General features: G+C 46.3%; 13 protein-coding genes and 1 pseudogene. 8 read left to right on the forward strand and 6 right to left on the reverse strand.

The genetic code is table 11. The features are described 5' to 3' along the window. The 3 genes and pseudogenes from AAKU61_RS05370 to AAKU61_RS05380 form a co-directional block, all read right to left on the reverse strand. On the reverse strand, window positions 1-316 hold a 316-nt coding region (locus tag AAKU61_RS05370; RefSeq protein ID WP_354330439.1), incomplete at its 3' end, for a transposase. Between the two features lie 129 nt (window positions 317-445). After that, window positions 446-598 (reverse strand): annotated as a pseudogene (locus AAKU61_RS05375) (IS481 family transposase); the annotation flags it as partial. 283 nt (window positions 599-881) lie between these two features. After that, a complete protein-coding gene (locus AAKU61_RS05380) occupies window positions 882-2,279 on the reverse strand; it encodes an MFS transporter (RefSeq protein ID WP_354330292.1) in 1,398 nt (465 codons plus the stop codon). A 328-nt stretch (window positions 2,280-2,607) separates the two neighbouring features. Between AAKU61_RS05380 and AAKU61_RS05385 the strand changes: the two genes are divergently transcribed. Then, window positions 2,608-3,867 carry an alkaline phosphatase family protein gene (locus AAKU61_RS05385; RefSeq protein WP_354330294.1) on the forward strand — a complete coding sequence of 420 codons (1,260 nt, stop codon included), beginning with the start codon at window positions 2,608-2,610 and terminating at the stop codon, window positions 3,865-3,867. Window positions 3,868-3,895: 28 nt separating this feature from the next. Here the strand turns inward: AAKU61_RS05385 and AAKU61_RS05390 are convergent, their stop codons facing one another. Next, complete coding sequence (locus AAKU61_RS05390; protein WP_354330296.1) at window positions 3,896-5,191, reverse strand: NRAMP family divalent metal transporter; 1,296 nt, start codon at window positions 5,189-5,191, stop codon at window positions 3,896-3,898. Between the two features lie 166 nt (window positions 5,192-5,357). On the opposite strand from AAKU61_RS05390, the gene AAKU61_RS05395 reads away from it, so the two are divergent. Beyond that, window positions 5,358-6,485 (forward strand): VirK/YbjX family protein, encoded by a 1,128-nt coding sequence (locus tag AAKU61_RS05395; protein WP_354330298.1) that lies wholly within the window; start codon window positions 5,358-5,360, stop codon window positions 6,483-6,485. 117 nt (window positions 6,486-6,602) lie between these two features. Here AAKU61_RS05395 and AAKU61_RS05400 read toward each other — a convergent pair whose 3' ends face one another. After that, window positions 6,603-7,469, reverse strand: a complete 867-nt coding sequence (locus tag AAKU61_RS05400) for a hypothetical protein (RefSeq protein WP_354330300.1) — start codon at window positions 7,467-7,469, stop codon at window positions 6,603-6,605. Window positions 7,470-7,823: 354 nt separating this feature from the next. Between AAKU61_RS05400 and AAKU61_RS05405 the strand changes: the two genes are divergently transcribed. Then, window positions 7,824-9,239 carry a hypothetical protein gene (locus AAKU61_RS05405; protein ID WP_354330301.1) on the forward strand — a complete coding sequence of 472 codons (1,416 nt, stop codon included), beginning with the start codon at window positions 7,824-7,826 and terminating at the stop codon, window positions 9,237-9,239. A gap of 336 nt (window positions 9,240-9,575) precedes the next feature. Here the strand turns inward: AAKU61_RS05405 and AAKU61_RS05410 are convergent, their stop codons facing one another. Beyond that, entirely contained in the window at window positions 9,576-11,930 is a 2,355-nt protein-coding gene (locus AAKU61_RS05410) for a heavy metal translocating P-type ATPase (protein ID WP_503012582.1), read from the reverse strand. Between the two features lie 101 nt (window positions 11,931-12,031). Between AAKU61_RS05410 and cadR the strand changes: the two genes are divergently transcribed. From cadR to AAKU61_RS05435, 5 genes are all read left to right on the forward strand, one after another. Further along, window positions 12,032-12,508 (forward strand): Cd(II)/Pb(II)-responsive transcriptional regulator, encoded by a 477-nt coding sequence (gene cadR / locus AAKU61_RS05415; RefSeq protein WP_354330303.1) that lies wholly within the window; start codon window positions 12,032-12,034, stop codon window positions 12,506-12,508. 1,312 nt (window positions 12,509-13,820) lie between these two features. Next, the gene (locus tag AAKU61_RS05420; RefSeq protein ID WP_354330305.1) at window positions 13,821-14,300 is read left to right on the forward strand and encodes a hypothetical protein; all 480 of its coding nucleotides are present in this window, start codon (window positions 13,821-13,823) and stop codon (window positions 14,298-14,300) included. Between the two features lie 103 nt (window positions 14,301-14,403). After that, window positions 14,404-14,721 (forward strand): hypothetical protein, encoded by a 318-nt coding sequence (locus AAKU61_RS05425; protein WP_354330307.1) that lies wholly within the window; start codon window positions 14,404-14,406, stop codon window positions 14,719-14,721. A 111-nt stretch (window positions 14,722-14,832) separates the two neighbouring features. After that, entirely contained in the window at window positions 14,833-15,570 is a 738-nt protein-coding gene (locus tag AAKU61_RS05430; protein ID WP_354330309.1) for a hypothetical protein, read from the forward strand. 88 nt (window positions 15,571-15,658) lie between these two features. After that, window positions 15,659-16,072, forward strand: coding sequence for a hypothetical protein (locus AAKU61_RS05435; RefSeq protein WP_354330311.1), 414 nt, complete (start codon window positions 15,659-15,661; stop codon window positions 16,070-16,072). Window positions 16,073-16,099 lie beyond the last annotated feature (27 nt).

The following is a 16,099-nucleotide window of genomic DNA, read 5'->3' on the forward strand; positions in this document are numbered from 1 at the left end:
CCATAGTGGTGAGGCGGGTTTGATTTTTCCGCACCAGCTGCGGTTCGAAACTGCCGTCACGGTCGCGTGGCGTGACAATCTCGACTTCACCATGCATGCCTTTGAGTCGCTTTGCTGTGCTGCCATTGCGAGCATTACCGCGACCAAGCTTGCTATTGGCATGCTTCTCATAACCAAGGTGTTCGCTTAATTCGGCGCTGAGGGCTGTTTCTACAGTGAGCTTGAGTAGCTCCCTCGACAGCATGTTGAGGTCAGCTTCGCTCTTGATGTCTTTCGCTAGCTCTTTTGCTAGTGCTTTTAGTTTGTCTCTATCCATTACAATATTCATCGGTCAATTCCTCGGGTGAGGTTAATAGGCCGTGGACATTTACACAAATTTATTTACAGGCTCGCCGACTGCAACATCATCATCCTGCTTACGTTCGAGAGCAACAACCTGAGCTTAAGTGAGCACTTCACCCGTCTCAGCAACGTATTTCTCTAAAGCTGAAAGCCGCTTCTTGAATGATTCGAGATTGTGTCGCAACCAGACTGAACGTACTCCAGAGGGCGAAACAAACAATCCACGCCGGCGATGCTCATTGGAAACTCTGACTTGTAGCTAACTATTTAAAACTGGACTCTATCCATACTCTGTTCCTCAATCTAATAACAAGTGTTCGTTTGATAAATCGACTGTACAGATATTCTTAAATACTTATTTACCGTTAAATACAACACATCATGAGCGGTCAATTACGAAATAACTATGAGTAGCCAGAGATGTCAATGGAGCATTCGCCGAATCACCTCGTTAGACTTCAGCAAACCAAAAACTGAACGCAGGCTTGAAGTGATGACTCATTATTGAGCATCTCTATTTTCATTAATCTGGAAAAACATCAAACAGTATCCATTGCAACAAACAAACGCGAAAAACTCGCAATACTTGCAACAGCGGCAAAAACAGCACCTAGAACCAATGCATGTGTCGTGCCACTTTTGCTAGACAAGGTGAAGCATAGCGCTACTAAAGCGGCGCCTGATGCTTGCCCGATTAATCTCGAAGTCGCGACAATACCGCTGGCGCCACCTGCTCGCGATAACGGTGCAGAGCCCATGATGGCTTTGAGATTAGGGGCTTGAAAAAAACCGAAACCGATACCACACATCGCCATTCGCCAAGCAATATCGAATACGGACGGATCTAAAGGCATCAAGACAAGCGACGACATGCCAGCAGCTAGTGCAGCAAGGCCAATACCGCCCAGCGCTCCAGGTGAATAATGATCACTCAAACGCCCGGCAATAGGTGCCATGATGGCGACCAGCACCGCCCAGGGTGTCATCAAAAAACCAGTTTGTACCGGTGAGCGACCTAGTACTGTTTCGAAATAAAATGGCAATGACACGAAGGCCAGACTTTGGGTCGTAAAAGTACAAATTGATGTGAGCACCGAGAGTGCAAATAATGGTCTACGGAATAAATCGACCGGTAGCATTGGTGCCTGGTGCCCACTCTGACGGCGTAACAGTAAGACAAAAAAGATGATGGTCGCTATTAATTCGATTGCTAATGTATTGATATTTTCAAGGTGAGCGGCATCGCCAAATAGTAAGATTAAAAGACCAAAAGCACCCACATTATAAAAAGCGGTTAAACCATCAATCTTATGGGTTGCGCGGTGCGTGACTGGCAATACTTTACGACCCAAGAAAAATGCGAATACCCCGAGCGGTACATTAATAGCAAACAACCACGGCCAACTCCAAGCTGCGAGTATCAGCGATGCCGTCGTAGGGCCAACCGCAAACGCCACAGCGACCACGAGAGAATTTAATCCAAAGCCACGCCCTTGAAGATGTCTTGGGAAAATAGCTCTGAGCATCGCTGTATTTACTCCCATGATCGCACTTGCCCCAATACCCTGGAGCAAACGAGCAACGACCAGCGATGTTAACGACCAAGAACATGCACAACCGAGCGAAGCAATTGTAAAAAGTACTAAGCCTGCAATAGATACACGACGGTACCCGATGACTTCCCCCAAAGCAGCCAATGGCAATAGAGTTGCAACCATTGCCAGTTGGTACACGTTAATGATCCAGACCGAAGCTGCCGGAGACGTATGTAATTGTTCCGCCATAGCCGGGAGCGCAGTATTAGCTATTGCCGTATCCAGTGAGGCCATACCAACGCCAATCGCTAACGACAACATCGCCAGGTTACGTTCGCGGGTAGGCAAGCCATCCCTGTCTGCTAATCCCTGCTGTATATGTATGCTATTTTGCTGTGCCATCAGTGGATCAGTTTTTAAATTTTAGGAGTGAACAAAAATATCCGCACACTTTTGTCGTCATCCTTATTTCGTCGTGCTTATTTTTTTATATCTTGCCTATGTTTCGCTTATCTATTTTTTTATCATCGCCTGTAATTCAATGACTTCACAAATTGATGGCAGGTTTGTGATTGTATCGCCTGACGCCTGAAGCTGCTTATAACAAGCAGAACTAGTAGGGGCTATTTGAACTATCCAGCTAGCAGAAAATCCAAGGTAGACTTGCTCGATTTAGTCTACGCAAGAAGTCCACGCAATATAAATTAATCATTCTTGAAAAAGAAAGCACATGATAAAACTAAGTCTTCAACTATGTTTACGAGCAAGTACTGCAGCCGCAATGTTATTGATCGCTTCAGGGTGCGCACAGTCCCCAAAGACAACAAGCGATATAACTAAAAATAATAGTGATTATCATCCTGTGATTTTGGTTTCTATTGATGGTTTTAAACCCGATTATCTGCACCGTAACGTCACTCCTAATCTAAACAACCTTGTAGCAAATGGCGTCTTTACTGAGGCAATGCGCCCCTCTTTCCCCTCGATTACTTTTCCCAACCATTACACCTTAGTTACTGGCATGCGACCAGATCACCACGGCATAGTAGGGAACACGATGGAAGATCCCAAGATACTCGGCGTAAAGTTTAGCCTTAGCAATAAAGCCGCCGTACTGGATCGTCGCTGGTGGGACGAGGCAGAACCAATTTGGGTCACGGCAGAAAAAAATAATGTACGCACAGCGACGATGTTTTGGCCTGGTTCTGAAGCAGATATTCATGGCGTTCGCCCTTCAGAGTTCCGTCCATTTGACGGCAAATTACCGCCAGACCAGCGGGTTGATACGATGCTGAACTGGTTAGACAAACCTCTTGAGTCGCGTCCGGGATTTTTAACTTTGTATTTTGATGATGTAGATCACGCAGGCCATGAGTTTGGTCCAGACACACCACAAACAACGCAATCAGCGGCGATGGTTGATCAGGCGATTGGTCGATTACTCGCAGGTCTTCAGCTGAGACATATTCAGGCTAACTTGATCATCGTATCTGATCACGGTATGGCGGCAACCAGTTCAGAGCGGGTTATAAGTCTTAGCAAAGTAGCGCCATCCCCCAGTTACCGCTTAGTGACCAGCGGTAGTTATGCAGGAATCGAAGCAACTGCCGGGCAAGAAGATGTGTTGGCGGCGAGCTTACTCAAGCCGCATGACAATATGAAATGTTGGCGCAAAGAAGATATTCCTGCTCGCTATCACTACGGCCACAATGCCCGTGTTCCACACTTTGTTTGCCTAGCCAAAGTTGGCTGGCTGATCTTTAACGATATGAATGCTGACAATCGGTTTAACGGCGGCGCACATGGCTACGATAATTTATCGCCTGAGATGCAGGCACTTTTCATCGCTAACGGCCCTGCTTTTAAACAAGGCGTTGTGATACCGCCTTTTGATAACGTCGATATTTACCCATTGGTGATGAAGTTAATTGGAGTAGCTCCACTGGAATCTGACGGAAACGTTAGCGTACTGGTCGACACGCTACATTAAATAACTCTGCTTAAGAGTACAAGAGAATTCAAATGGTTAGCAACATTGCTAAAACAGCTAATGCCATCATTATTGTTGCTAACCATCCCAAGACTTTTAATCTGGTTGTAATGATGAACTGCCCCATGATTTCTGGTCGCACTGCCATCAACATCATGACGACCATAATCGGCACAGAAATCACGCCATTGATAACGGCACTCCAATACAAAGCTTTGATTGGATCAATCGGTGTGAAGCCAATCACGATACCAATCAAGGTTGATATAACGATGATGGCATAAAACCCTTTGGCCTTCAGCGGCGCTAACTCAAGACTATTTTTCCATTGAAACGCCCCTGCCATTGCATAAGCAGAAGATCCGGCTAATACGGGGATCGCCAGCAATCCCGTCCCAATAATGCCCGCACTAAACAACATAAAAGCAAACTCACCTGCAATCGGGCGCAGCGCTGTCGCAGCTTGCGATGAGGTCTGAATATCGGTAATACCATGCAAATTCAATGTAACGGCAGTCGTCAGGATAATAAAGAAAGCAACCAAATTTGAGAAGCCCATCCCTATATAAGTATCAATCTTAATACGCCGTAAATTGCTAGCTGCCTGCTCAGGAGCCTCAATCAAAGGTAGTGCTTTGGGGTCTGCTATTTGCTCCTCTACTTCTTGTGAGGCTTGCCAAAAAAACAGATAGGGACTGATAGTTGTACCAAATACGGCAACAACCGTGGTGATGTACTCTGTATTTAAGGTCACATGCGGTGCCAACACCTTTGCCAGGACGATTGTCCAGGGAATATGTACGACAAACACTGTCGCGACATAAGCCAATAAGGCCAATGTCAACCATTTCAATATACGAACATAGCGCCTGTAAGGAATAAACACTTGCAGCAGTAACGACAATACCCCAAACGCAACGGCATATAACTGCGCCGGACCTCCAACGATGAGTTTTAAGGCCTCACCCATCGCAGATACATCGGCAGCGATATTAATCGTGTTTGCAACCAATAAGAGTCCTATAACGCTATACAGCAGCCACGCTGGGTAGTGTCGACGAAGATTAGTCGCTAGCCCATGACCACTTACACGGCCTATCCTTGCGCTGACAACCTGAATGCCGACCATCAGCGGGTAGGTAAATAACACCGTCCACAGCATATTAAATCCGAACTGCGCACCTGCCTGGGAGTAGGTAGCAATCCCACTTGGATCATCATCGGCTGCGCCAGCAATTAAACCCGGACCGAGTTTTTTAAGCCAGGATTTTTCACTGGTGTTAGTTGTAACGTCTACATCTGTATCTGTATTTACCAATGACATAGTCTTTTTATAAGTTAATTTGCAATCACAATATCCGTGCAGTCCAAGGTCGGTAACACTTCATACACTCCATATTAAATTGCAATAATTAACAACCGTCCTGTCATAAATACTATATACAATAGGATACAATCAGAAATATTTAGTTACACAACTCGGTGGTTCTATGTACATTGCCAAACAAAAATCAGCTTCAATCGAGCGTCTTAGACCACTTGATACACTTGCCGCAATCGGCCCATTTAGCCGTGCTAAGTCATTGTCATCAGGTATTGGCCGTTTTGCATCGGACTTTTGCTGGGCGTATCGTACGGTGTTTCCAACCAAGCATGTAAGTTATGAGCGTCAGAGTCGTTTTTTATTACGTACGATCTTTACTTTACAACCAAGCGCTTCTTGGTTCAGATACTTAAAAGAGAGTTATCTGCGAGATATCGCCACCAAAGAACCGAGTTTGATTGAGGCAGTGCACCGCCCCTTCTTTGACAGAAATATCTCGGCCAACAAAAGAGTGCGCTTACTCAAAAGCCACTTTGAAGAATTTCACTCCATTTTTGGTTTACCACAGGCAGTGGATGTCATGATCGGAGACCGGGTTTCGCTGTGTCAGCTAGAAGGTAAAGGTGGAGAAAAGTTCACCATTAATCTATTACGCGAGGATGCCTACAAACGTGAAGGTGGCGTGACCTTAGAACTGACCATGAATGAAGCGCCCTTACTTTGTTTGACTTTTTCATTAGTAAGATCAGGACGTGAGATCTTGATCAAAGTTGGTGGCATACAGTCTAAAGGACTGCATTGCCGTGATGCAGCCAGAGACGCCACGCATGCTTTGCATGGCATCCAACCAAGATTGCTACTGATAGATGCCTTGAGAGCGATTGCCAGTCAAATTAACTGCACCAAGATTGAATGCATCAGTAAAGAAAATCATATCCACAGATCATGGAGATATCGATTTAAAAAAACAATTAACGCTGAATATAATCAGCTGTGGCTACTGGCTGGCGGAAAAGAGAATCACAGCGGAAATTTCGATATCCCGAGTGTTGTAGAAGAAAAATCCATAGATGAGCGCCCATCAAAAAAACGTAGCGAATATCGTCGTCGCGCGCTATTGATAGATGCGATGCGTCAGCAAATTTATCAAGAAATTTTCAAACCTGAAATCTGCCCTACTCTTTTATGGGCAACGCATAATCAAAATTTAATGCAAATGACCAAGGCAACGGAAGCAAGTAATGACAGCGAGTCCTACTTGGATCATGTAGAAATGATGTCTAAAGTCTGTTGATTTATTGCCTGAGGCAGGTACGCCTCTGATGCAATTCAAATACAAGACCAATACAACTCAGATGCAAATCAAACTAAACTCAAACACAAATTAAAAGTATTTAAAACTTAGTTGAGATTAAAAGCTACTGAATAATCCAATACCCGCGCTCCAGTCCGGGCTGCTCTGGTTTGCACCCTTGGACGCGTAGATACGAACACCACCTAATTCATTAATACGGTATGAACTAGAAATCTCGGTTGACTGAAAATACGATGTCCCGTTCACCGATGGTTGTTCTACCGTAAAAGTGACTGCCGTAGTCAACTTAGAAGAAAACTCTGTCGATAAAGAGACGTAGCCAGACCATACATTTTTAAGTTGAATGTTCTCGGTGATGCCGTTGATTTTTATCACACCAGGACTACCCAATACGGTGTACTTGGTTCCACCGCTGAGTAACGCTTTTTCAAACGGATAACTCCCTGTAACACCTAAAGAATAATCGTTTTTTCCTGTCCCCAATCCCTTGGTACTATCCGCCGCTGCAATCTTGGCACTCATCACAAAATTCATCGCGATTGCAGTTGCCGCGTCTGCAATAATTTCACGGTTGGCACTGATAAGAACATCTCCCGATCCAGATGACGACACCAGCTTAGGCACTATCCGCACACGTTTATTCACACGAGTTCTCAGCGTACCGGCAGGTGCGGTACGGTTTAAAGTGGACGTCGATAGCTGAAAATCAGTGTCATAGATAGACCATTGCACACTGATTGTTTTCTCTACCGTTTTACTCGCGACACTCTCAGAAAAATTGCCTGCGGTGTACGACGTACTCACATCAATATTGATCGGATCTCTCTGAGATATTTCAGTCACATCGCTATTCACTTCTTGGCACCAGACGTTGGCAGCAGGCGCCATTAAAGACATCGGCAAAACAAAGATAAAGAAAATCTGCTTGCGATTAAAACTGCGGAATTGACCTAGTCTACTCATTATTATTTGCTCTGCACAAGACAGAAATTCTATTTTAGTGATGGAGTTGAAGTACGCATATTTGATGCTCTTTTTATTGCTCTTTTTAATGCTTTTTTATACGAATTTAATCCCTACGACATTGTTACAGATTGTTGCAGAATTTAGAAGGAAATTGTCATCCGTATGAGGATAAGCAACGTTTTGAAGCTAGGATGGCGAACAACAAAACTAACAGCACGCATCTTCAATCCTTGCAATATAAATACAAGCATCTCAATTGATTGAAATGCATAAAAAAATCCTCAAGCTAATGCAGTCAACAAGACCAAATCATCGTGCCAATATCACAGCGCATCATCATCGGAGCATCAAATGACAAAACATAAATGGGTACTGAGCGCAGCGGCTATATCAATGTTAAGTGCCTGCGTCGTCGCGCCACCACCGCCACCGAGAGTGGTCTATGTGCAGACGCAAGCGCCTGTCGTTTACCAAGCACCGGCACCACAATCAGTTGTCAGCGTATATATCGATCCGCCCATTTATCAGCCGCCTCCGGTCAGAGTGGCATGGGCACCTCCGGCGATGCTGGTAGAGCTGCCACCACCTCAACCATTTGATGGAGCGGTGTGGACCGGTGGTTATTGGGTGTGGGACGGCAATTGGATTTGGGCGCATGGTCGCTGGGCACCACCACCACAAATAGGTTATGCCTGGGTACATCCTTATTATGAAAATCGCGGAGGTTCGGTGATTTTTGTGAATGGTTTTTGGGCAGCGCCAGGTGTGCGGTTTATTGCACCGTCTATTAGTTTAAATATCGCATTTGCGGCAGTCAACGTTGGCGTTATCGCAGGACCACGCCCAATCGGTCCGGATGGATGCTTTGTTCCACCGCCACCGGGATCTCGTTTTGGCTTAATCGTACCTGCGCCAATTGGTACTCCACCGGCAGTCGTTACAGGTGCACCACCAGTCATCCGGGAAGGGATGCGCATTAACTCAAATAACAATAATGTAAATAATAGTAACAACACCAACGTCACTAATAACGTGACGAACAATGTTAACAACATCAAAAATGTCACCAACGTCACGAATGTCACCAACGTAACTATCGTTGCGCCACCAGGCGTAACTGCTAACGGGCAAGCGGTTAATACCTTGGTTCCGGCGCAAGCTCATCTGGCTGCAATGATGCCGCCAGTAGTCAAAGCGATGGCACCAGAACCTGCCTCTGCAAAACCAATACCTGCCTTTGTACCTGGCAGAGGTCCGGTAACTATGCCAGCACCGCAAATGGTCCGATCAGAGGTGCAGCCGCACATGATGCAAGCGACACAAAATCATCCAAACGATCAAGCTAAATCAACGGCAACAGCTACACCACAAGCCGCGCCTATGCATGCCTCAGTGCCACAGTCGCCATCACCGTCACCTACTAATTTAGGTCCGAATTTAAGCCCAAACTTAAGCCCAAATGCAGCGGTGAATAACACGCCGCAACCAATGCAGCAAAATCAAGCACCAGCGCAATCCAAAGGACAGCCAACAGCGCAGCAGCCAAATCCACCACGTGACAAAAATGCGATGGAGCAAGCTAAATCTAAAGATGCAAATCCTTATCCTGCACCAAGCAAACAGGATCAAAAATATAAAGACGATGCGCAGAAGAGGGAAAGAATGCGGCAGGAACAAGACGCCCACCAGCATGCCGGAAAAGAAAAATCAAAGGAACAAATAAAAGAAGAAAGAGAACGGGCTGAAAAAGAAAAGCATGAGCGGTAGCATGACCTGAAGCTTGCCGTAATTTGATGATGGCTGCGCAAATTAACCAAGCGCAGCCATCTTTATAATAAGCTAACGAAAACAAAAATTACATATACTCCCCATAATTTTTCATATAATCAGCCTTTTGACCAATGATATTATGGACAATCAAAATATACTTACTACGAGTATTATTCTTTAGCTTATACGTATTAAGCTTACTGATGACAATTTAAGGCAACGTACGCGGCACTTAAAATCAGGTTCACAACGTAGTCAGCTTATGCTCATCATATGTGCGAATGTATGTGCGTATATATGTGCGCAAGGTTAATAGCGATATAAATCAGCGCCCTAGATTGACTCTGATCGCACTGCTTTTAACAAGCGCAGTCCATTAAATACCACAATCAAACTCGCCCCCATATCGGCAAATACAGCCATCCATAGCGTTGCCATTCCCATCATCGCCATTATAAAAAATACGATTTTAATGCCCAGCGCAATCGCGATATTTTGTTTGAGAATGGCAGAAGTCCGGCGACTCAGACGGATAAATTGAGGAATTTTTCTGAGGTCATCATCCATCAAAGCGACATCGGCAGTTTCTAAGGCAGTGTCACTTCCGGCAGCGCCCATAGCGAAGCCAATAGTGGCTTGCGCCAATGCCGGAGCATCGTTAATACCATCACCCACCATACCGACAGTACGATAATCGGCGATCTCTTGTTTGATCGCTGCTAGTTTGTCTTCTGGCAGCAAATTGCCGCGTGCATCATCGATACCGGTCTGGCGTGCGATTGACTTAGCGGTCAATGTGTTATCGCCAGTCAGCATCACGGTGCGGATTCCTAACTGATGTAATTCCGCAATCGCAGCACGGCTGGTGTCACGCACTGCATCAGCGACGGCGAACAGTGCGATAGCGTGATTGTCGTTACTTAAGATGACGACGCTTTTGCCTTCCGCCTCCAGGCGATTTAGCGCAGCCTCGATCACCGGATTGCAGATACCTAACTCCTCGATCAGGCGATGATTACCCAGGTAATGATATTGAGCAGCGATTTGGCCTTTGATGCCACGTCCGGTCAGCGCTTCAAAATCAGTCACTGCATCAACCGATACATTAACGTTTTTTTCTTGGCTAAATAAATGGATCGCAAGCGACATCGGATGATCAGAGCGCGCAGCTAACTGGGCGGCAAGGCGCAAGCCATCTTGCTCCGTACCGGACAACATCACCACATCGGTGACTTGCGGTTTGCCCTGTGTGATCGTACCCGTTTTATCCAGCGCAATTGACTTGAGATAACGCCCCTCCTCCAGATAACGCCCACCTTTGATCAAGATACCGGCCTTGGCAGCAGCCGACAATCCGCTGACCACGGTAACAGGGGTAGAAACTACCAACGCGCAAGGACATGCAATCACCAGTAAGACCAGTGCTTTATAAAACCAAATCATCCATGGCAAACCCATTGCCAATGGCGGAACAATGGCGATGGCCAGTGCGATCAAAAATACACAAGGCGTATAGATCTTCGCAAAACGATCCACAAAACCTTGAGTCGGCGCTTTACTAGCTTGCGCCTCTTCCACCGCGTGAATAATGCGCGACATGGTGGAATCATTTTGTAATGCCGTCACCGTGTAGTCAAAAGAACCTGTCTGATTAATCGTCCCGGCAAACACTTTATCGCCGGGCGCTTTTTCAACCGGCATGCTCTCGCCTGTGATGGGTGCCTGGTTGATGGTTGATTGTCCTTTGCTAATCAGACCGTCCAGCGGTATCCGCTCACCAGGTGCAACCCGAATGCTGGCACCAAGCTGCACACCCGCCGCCGCGATGACTTCCCATTTGCCATCGACTTGCAATACCGTCGCCTGTTCAGGCGTCATCGCCATCAAGCCACGGATTGCGTTGCGGGCACGATCTAGCGATAGAGCTTCGATCATTTCCGCCAGGGTAAATAAGACCATCACCATCGCCGCCTCCGGCCATTGCTGCAGAATGACAGCGCCCGTCACCGCGATGGACATCAAGGCATTGATGTTGAGATTCGCATTTTTTAAAGCAATCCAACCTTTTTTGTATGTCCCTAAACCGCTTAAACTAATCGCAAATAAGGACAACACAATCACTGGCCAACTATTCTCAGACCCACTGATAAAAGCAATCACTTCTGCGATGACCGCAGCTAGTCCAGCGACGCCAATCAGCATCCATTTTTTACGAACAGAGCCAGATTGATTATTAGATGTTTGCTTCGTATCGCGGTTGACAGATGCGTCTTCGCTCACCAACACCGCATCCATCCCAATTGCCTTCAATGCAGATTGCACCTGAGTCAGTTGATCTGCCAGATGAATCACCGTCAACTTACGTTGCATCAAGTTGAAGTGCAGTTTGCTGATACCTTCCATGTTCGCAAACTTATTGCGTATCAATGCCTCCTCAGTCGGGCAATCCATATTTTCAATGGAGAATAAGGATTTCACGCTGCCAGCTGCAGCGATCAACTCCGTCTTACCAGCGACTAAGTCCATATCCGGCTTGTGATTGCCTGATGCAGCGTCAGGCGCATGCGAATGATCGTGGCTACAGCTATGCCCATGTTGATGCTGATCGTCAGGATGGGCCTGATGAGCAGGTTCATGATCAATTTCCTTATCGGATGAATGGCGATGCGGATGATGGTCGTGCGGCATGTTGTATCCTAAAAAAGCGTATATTGCACATTAGAGACCCTGTAGTAGGTATAGAGTCAAGCGTAATCTGGAAATAAAGGCATTTTATGGCGAAGGATCTAATGAATAGAGATCAGAACCCTGCATCCAGCGGTGGTTTAAAAATCGGTGAACTGGCGAAACGCACAGGTTGTCTGGTAGAGACCGTGCGCTATTACGAGAAAGAAAAATTGTTACCACCGCCAGCACGCTCGGATGGCAATTTCAGGCTGTATGACGATGGACACGTAGAGCGACTGCAATTTATCCGCAACTGCCGCTCGCTGGATATGACGCTAGAAGAGATACGTCGCTTGCTAAAGTTCCGCGACGCGCCACAAGAAAATTGTGCAGAAGTGAATACGCTGCTGGATGAACATATCCATCATGTAGCACACAGAATCGCTGAACTCAGCAATTTGCAAACGCAGCTAAGTGAGCTACGCAGACTATGTCAGCACGTACAAGCGAATAGTGATTGTGGGATATTGCAGAGTCTAGCAAGAGCCGATGGTGGTGCACCGGCTTATCTGGGTACACATCACGGTGGCTGTCATTGATTGAATTCATGTAATCGTGCTGCCACAAATGTAGTCAAAAAGAGAGTCTCAGACTCAGCTTGAGGCTCTTTTTTATTTGGTATTTGTTCGTCGACTATTTGTAGTGGTCCACATTGGGTCTGACGGGCTTTGTCTGGTGATCGGCTGCTTCGTGCTCGAAGGCGCTAATCAAACGATTTTCTTGAGCGTCCGAATAGGGATGAAAGCGGACCACCCTTCGAATCCACTAGACATAGCCTCAAGTCGTGCGTAATCTATCGCACTTGTCACGCAGGCAATTTTCAAGACAATTGAACAACTTCGCTTGTTGGGAAATTGCTTCAAAAGTGAAATGCGCGGCGTCCATGAAAGCTGTCTGCTTTTCCTGGTTATTTAGTACTGATAAAAATTACAGCATATTGCTGAAAGCATTACAGAGCAACAGTTTCGAAGGAACTGTCTCGCCAGGATAGGCGGACAGGCCACCAGGTTAGGCGGAATTTTTTTCACTCTATTTGAAGTTAATCGTCAAATCATATGCTTCCGAAGCCCCAATTCACAGCCGAGTTGAAATTTCATTTCCGGGAACATGGACCGGAACGGCGTCATTGGTTTTTATTTGACGAATCTCTTCATCGACGAGTCCCAATGGCAATGGATGGAGTTGAAGGCCTCAACACCGTAGGGATGTGGATTGAGTCACCCGGAACGTTCAAAGCTGGTGATTTAGCGTGTGTTCGTTGCGTCGTACTTGCACCTGAACTATTTAGCCGTGTTGTCAAGCCTGGAGTAAAGTTCGAGCTATGGGATGGAGGATTCCTAGCGACTGGTACAGTTCTTGAACGGAATGAGGAAGGTTGGCCGCATGACGCTTAACAGGATGGTCGATCGGACTGGCCGAAATTCGATTCAGTATATATTAATTGTGTGGGCGGCCATCCGCTCACCGTTGCGTTAGGCAGCTATGAAGCGGCACATACTCACATTTGAAGAATCCGTACAACGGCATTGTTCGTTGCGGCTCACCAACTGCGGCGGCCCAACATCCCATGGCTTAGATGGTTACGTCTGCGAAAACTGCCTCGCCTATATAGTGGCTCAGTTTGCCGCTAATCAGGACCTTAGCAAAGTACACTGCAATTATTGCGGAAAGAGTCCAACTTTCGATGTTGCGCACGGTGCTCCCATCTGTGAATCCTGCGCTCAACAAGGTCTTAAGTCTGCGCGCCATTGGTACAATCTCCGTGGCGAGGGTACAAATGCCTAACCCATCATTCAAGCGGGACGCGCTAAAGCGCGCCCCTTAATTCAGACGTTAGCCATCTAGATAGATATGCTGAAACTATATAAATTTTCCGATGCCAGAAAAGAATACTGGGAAACTTGGAGTACTGGAAATGGATTTCACGCGGTCCATTGGGGAGAACTCGGCACGCGAGGTGAATCAAAAACGATCAAGTCCTCTTTCTTCAAGAAGGCTGAGACGATTATTCAAAAAGAAGTTGATGGCCTTATCGCAAATGGATTTCGTCCGATTGAGCAGGAAGAACATGCAACGCTTCTCATTGAATACTTGGTTGACGGTATGGGGACTCAAGAAGACATTGAGAAAAGGCACCGTCTCGAAGCACTTATAAATGAAACGCTTGGATGGACGGGACTAGGGGCATGCGATGGAGGAAGTATTGGAAGTGGATCTATGGAAATTTGTAATTTTGTAGTCGATTTCGAAGTGGCCAAAGTAGTGATTGAAAAGGAGTTGGTCGGCACAGAATTTTCTAATTACACTCGCATCTTTGGTGAGAATGCTTAATTATATGGCTAACATGGTATTCGTAACGGACGCGCAAATTAGCGTTTTTTTCAATTCATAAATTCGTGCGCGCGCCGCACAACTCAACGTTATGCGGCAAGATATGAAGCTAGCTGGAGATATGCGGGTCGATGGACAGTCCATCGGGATACTTAAAGACAAGGAGACGTCTGGCTGCATCGACTATTTCTTTGTCGCCGACTTATGGTGCAAAGATCCACGCTATGAAAGTCGCCACATGTTTGCGAGGGAATGCCGTGGCCTCTTTCGCTTTGACAAGGGAACGCTGGACGTGGAACTTCTCTTTCCAATGGCCGGTGACGAATCTGGAAGTAGATTTAATAAGGCAGCCTCAAAGGTGCTCAAGGAATTTCGTTCAAATGGTCAATGGCCTGAAAGAACTCAGTATGCATTGGGCTAACCGCATAACAGGACGTTTGCCGGGGGAATCACCAATGACGATTTCTCTCTTTATTAATTTTATGGTGGCGGCGATCCCGACACCTCAGCGTTAGCTCTCAAGGCAATCTCTATGCGTGACCGTATTCCAACCGCTTTTATTTCCTTTGCTGCCACTGAAATGACGAGCAGCGGCCTCACTGGTTCGAAACTAGTTGAAATTACTTCCGCTTATGCCGCTGATTTTGGGATTGATATTCCGCATGCGCGGTATCCTTTTGAATCGCCTAATAAACGAACAGCCCTCTTAGATAATTTGCTTTGCTTCGCTCCAAAGCAGCAATATCAAATCATTCGCGAACTATGTGATCGCCTGAATCCTGATGGGACTATCGCTTCACTTGTGACACTCAAAGTAAAGCTATTCTCTGAGTACAATGAATTCGCCGATCAAGATAATAGTAATTCAATCCACAGAACTCTAGTAATCGAAACCCAGCACTGGCTTTCCGATCACCCTGAGGTCAAAAAGCTATTCGATGAGGCGCTTCAGAAACACGACCATGGTGTCTTTAGGCGCAATACTCTTGATGATTTACGTTTGGCACTCGAAATATTGGTTCGGCGGTTATTTAATAACCAAAAATCGCTTGAAAACCAAATCTCTCTTCTAGGTCAATATGTTAAAGATCGGGGAGGATCGCTGCAATTGGCGAATATGTTTGAAAGACTTGTCGACTATTACACCAAGTATCAGAATACTTATGTCAAACACGACGACGCCGTGATCATGGCTGAGATCGAATTTGTATTTGAACTTACTTGCTCCTTTATGAAACACTTTCTTCGTTTGAAAAGTGTTCAGAGCTAACATGACGATGGACAGGGAATCGCCGACAAAGGCTGTTCTATCACTTAAGTATTCGGTGTCGGCGATCCCGGCATCTCAACGTTAGCCTATGAAGAATGCCGACGAATACCTCGAACTAATTACTTCAGTTGCTGATCTGGACGATCCGAGCGAAGTGGATCTTGCCCAGAAGTTCATGATCGACGCGCTCTATCGGGTGACCGCGGATTTGCCTCAGCAAGCTCGCGATGCGGCTGCGGTCGCAAATCGGTTTTCGACCGGAGTTGCATCAGAAACCGAATTAGAAAGTGAGCGAGTTCGTTTGTGGAATTCGATCTGTGGTCGCGACATGTCTAGTGACACTGACGTACTGCGTACTCGTACCGCAATTCACGTGTTGTACCCGCCCGAGTCTCTCGATATGTACGATAACCTTGCTTCGTTTTTGGATTTTTGGTTAAGGAGCGGTCTCAGCGAAGCGAAACTTGCTGCAGTACTTGAAAACGACTATGGGCTAACATGACATACGAAAATGACGCGCGAATCAGCG

The organism is Undibacterium sp. GrIS 1.2 (assembly GCF_040544435.1).
In the GTDB taxonomy this organism is placed as follows: domain Bacteria; phylum Pseudomonadota; class Gammaproteobacteria; order Burkholderiales; family Burkholderiaceae_D; genus Undibacterium.

Bases quoted from the DNA above. Each gene is read 5' to 3' on its own strand.
- AAKU61_RS05380 (WP_354330292.1), bottom strand. From the start codon at position 2,279: ATGGCACAGCAAAATAGCATACATATACAGCAGGGATTAGCAGACAGG.
- AAKU61_RS05385 (WP_354330294.1), top strand. From the start codon at position 2,608: ATGATAAAACTAAGTCTTCAACTATGTTTACGAGCAAGTACTGCAGCC.
- AAKU61_RS05390 (WP_354330296.1), bottom strand. From the start codon at position 5,191: ATGTCATTGGTAAATACAGATACAGATGTAGACGTTACAACTAACACC.
- AAKU61_RS05395 (WP_354330298.1), top strand. From the start codon at position 5,358: ATGTACATTGCCAAACAAAAATCAGCTTCAATCGAGCGTCTTAGACCA.
- AAKU61_RS05400 (WP_354330300.1), bottom strand. From the start codon at position 7,469: ATGAGTAGACTAGGTCAATTCCGCAGTTTTAATCGCAAGCAGATTTTC.
- AAKU61_RS05405 (WP_354330301.1), top strand. From the start codon at position 7,824: ATGACAAAACATAAATGGGTACTGAGCGCAGCGGCTATATCAATGTTA.
- AAKU61_RS05410 (WP_503012582.1), bottom strand. From the start codon at position 11,930: ATGCCGCACGACCATCATCCGCATCGCCATTCATCCGATAAGGAAATT.
- cadR (WP_354330303.1), top strand. From the start codon at position 12,032: ATGAATAGAGATCAGAACCCTGCATCCAGCGGTGGTTTAAAAATCGGT.
- AAKU61_RS05420 (WP_354330305.1), top strand. From the start codon at position 13,821: ATGCTGAAACTATATAAATTTTCCGATGCCAGAAAAGAATACTGGGAA.
- AAKU61_RS05425 (WP_354330307.1), top strand. From the start codon at position 14,404: ATGAAGCTAGCTGGAGATATGCGGGTCGATGGACAGTCCATCGGGATA.
- AAKU61_RS05430 (WP_354330309.1), top strand. From the start codon at position 14,833: ATGCGTGACCGTATTCCAACCGCTTTTATTTCCTTTGCTGCCACTGAA.
- AAKU61_RS05435 (WP_354330311.1), top strand. From the start codon at position 15,659: ATGAAGAATGCCGACGAATACCTCGAACTAATTACTTCAGTTGCTGAT.